Source organism: Butyricicoccus sp. (assembly GCF_050872565.1).
GTDB lineage: Bacteria > Bacillota > Clostridia > Oscillospirales > Butyricicoccaceae > Butyricicoccus_A.
In genome coordinates, this window is the sequence record NZ_JBNMHC010000350.1 from 1 (window position 1) to 2350 (window position 2350).

Consider the following 2350-nt stretch of genomic DNA (forward strand, 5'->3'; position numbering starts at 1 on the left):
GTCTTGGTGAACTGCTTGACGACCTTAAAGTTGACGTCTGCTTCGAGCAGTGCCAGCTTGATCTCGCGCATGGCGCTCTTGACATCGGCTTCGCTCAGCCGACCACGGTTTTTGAGCTTCTTAAAGGCAGAAGTGATTTTTTCAGAAAGACCTTCAAATGCCATGATTTCTCCTTATTCAGACAGCTGTCTTGTGATCTGCAAGGCTTGCTCACACAGCTCAGCAATCTTCGGGTCATGATACCGTGTATTGTTCATGCCGCGCAGATCCCATACAATATCAGCCAGCTTTTCCAGATTAGCCTGTGTCTGACCGTATTTTGATACCAGACCGAGTTTTTCTTCGGTGGCACGCAGGGTGTGTTCTGCTCGCATGATGCCATCCCGCACGCCCTGCCGCGTAATTCCCATGTGCTCAGAGATTTCCGCGAGGGATAAGTCGTCATTGTAATACAGATCAAACAATTCTTTTTGCTTGTCTGTCAGAATATCGCCGTAAAAATCGAAGAGCATACACATCTCAAATGTTTTGTTCTTCATAACAGCTCCTTCAGTCAGTGCGGGTTGTAAAGGCTTTTTGCTTTGTAAAGGTGTTTGCCTTTACATTGCGGTTGCTATTTTACCGCAGAATTCCCCTGTTGTCAAGATCTTTTTCGAGATTTTTTTTGAGTTTTTTTCAGAATGGTCAGAATCACAAAGGAAATGAAATCTAAGCACAGCAAAAGCAGCGAGACAGACATACCGCCGAGCACATTGAGAATCAAATCGTCGATGTCACAGGAGCCGAGGCCGGTGAGATACTGCGTGATTTCAATGGAACCGCTCAGAGCCAGACTGAAGAAAAACGTGAACTTCAGGCTCAAACTGCGGCGCAGCAGAGGAATTAAGACGCCGATGGGCATGAAGGCAACAATATTGCCGACAATATTTTGAAAGGCAATGGTATCGGAGACGCGGCCGGAAAACAAATAGAACCGGATGGTTTGAAATGGAATCAGATTGACGCGCGTCAGCTTTAACTCATCTTTGTCATTGAGAATATTAATAATCGTATTGTAATCAAATTTAAATAGAATTACTTTGAGCAGCAATGCCAAATACGCAATGAGACAAATCCATAAAAAGACAGTTACCGCGAGAGAACGGGGCCTTTTTTGTTTCAACGCAATCATTCTCCTTTCGTTTCTTTATTGATTACCCATGATAACACGCAGCATACGGAAATGCAATGTGAAACATCACAGAAATGAAAAATCCATAGGGAATCCTGTATGAAATGGTAGACGAACGGGAAAAACAGCGATATAATACGTATTGTCTGAAGTCCGAACCGATTTTGGGGGCTGGACAGTAGGGAGAATATTATGCATACTACAAAGAGATTTTTATTGAAAAAAGGATTAGGGCTGACCTGCGTGACGAGTACACAGTCCAAAACGGCGTGTCTCAGTGCCATGTTTCAGCTGCCGCTGAACAGCGAAGGACGCAGTTTATCCGCGCTTCTGCCGTATGTGCTGCGCGTGAGCTGCCGAGATTTTCCGGGACAGCAGGCGGTTGCCGCCCAGCTGGACGAGCTGTATGGTGCGCGCGTCGAGCCGATTGTCCGCAAGCGCGGCGAGGCCCAGCTGATTGGCTTTGCGGCGGATGTTATCGATGAACGTTTGGCTATGCGGGGAGACACCGGCTTGTTTGCGGCTACCGCACAGATGATGGCGGATATTTTGCTGCATCCGGGTACTTTTACCGCGGAGCATGTCGCGCGAGAAGCCGCACAGCTCTGTGCGCGCATTGCAGCGCTGCCGGATGACAAGCGGACGTGGGCAGTTCGCCGAATGTACCAGCACATGTGTGACGAGGAAGCGTTTCGCCTGATAGAATTGGGTGATAGAGAAGAGATTCGCCATATTACACCGGAACAGTTGACGGAACACTATCAGCATATTTTACAGACTGCGCCGCTGGAGCTGTTTTATTGCGGTTCGCTGGATGCTGAACTGGCAGCACAGCAGTTGACGCAGGCGTTTGCCGAACGGCCGGAGATTAACACGCCGCTTGCACCGGAAACACAGGTGCTGCGGGAGCCGCCGCATTCAGATGTGCGTTATATTACCGAAGAAGAGGCAGTCTCGCAGGGCAAACTGACGATTGGCCTGCGAACGGGCATTACCGCGCAGGATCCGGATTATCCGGCTCTGATCGTGTTCAATTCTTGCTTTGGCGGCAGTACAGCCTCTCGACTGTTCTGCCATGTGCGGGAAAAGATGAGCCTGTGCTATTATGCCTCTTCACAGACAGAAAAAACCAAGGGCGTTATCGCTGTCACCTCTGGTATTGAAAACGACAGTGAAGAA

Annotated in this window: 4 protein-coding genes; 1 reads left to right on the plus strand and 3 read right to left on the minus strand. The window is 48.7% G+C overall.

The window, feature by feature from the left end; genetic code table 11:
- The 3 genes from ACR0P9_RS11205 to ACR0P9_RS11215 all read right to left on the minus strand — a co-directional run.
- Nucleotides 1–164 (minus strand): signal recognition particle receptor subunit alpha (locus tag ACR0P9_RS11205; protein ID WP_432620178.1); only part of this gene is annotated, 164 nt, incomplete at its 3' end.
- Nucleotides 165–173: 9 nt separating this feature from the next.
- Nucleotides 174–539, minus strand: a complete 366-nt coding sequence (ylxM, locus tag ACR0P9_RS11210; RefSeq protein ID WP_432620172.1) for a YlxM family DNA-binding protein — start codon at nucleotides 537–539, stop codon at nucleotides 174–176.
- Nucleotides 540–640: 101 nt separating this feature from the next.
- A complete protein-coding gene (locus ACR0P9_RS11215; RefSeq protein WP_432620174.1) occupies nucleotides 641–1162 on the minus strand; it encodes a VanZ family protein in 522 nt (173 codons plus the stop codon).
- A 225-nt stretch (nucleotides 1163–1387) separates the two neighbouring features.
- Here ACR0P9_RS11215 and ACR0P9_RS11220 point away from each other — a divergent pair.
- A partial coding sequence (locus ACR0P9_RS11220) for a M16 family metallopeptidase (protein WP_432620176.1) occupies nucleotides 1388–2350 on the plus strand: 963 nt, incomplete at its 3' end.

What these genes read in the sequence shown, in the direction of transcription:
- ylxM (WP_432620172.1), bottom strand. Translation starts at nt 539, where the DNA reads ATGAAGAACAAAACATTTGAGATGTGTATGCTCTTCGATTTTTACGGC.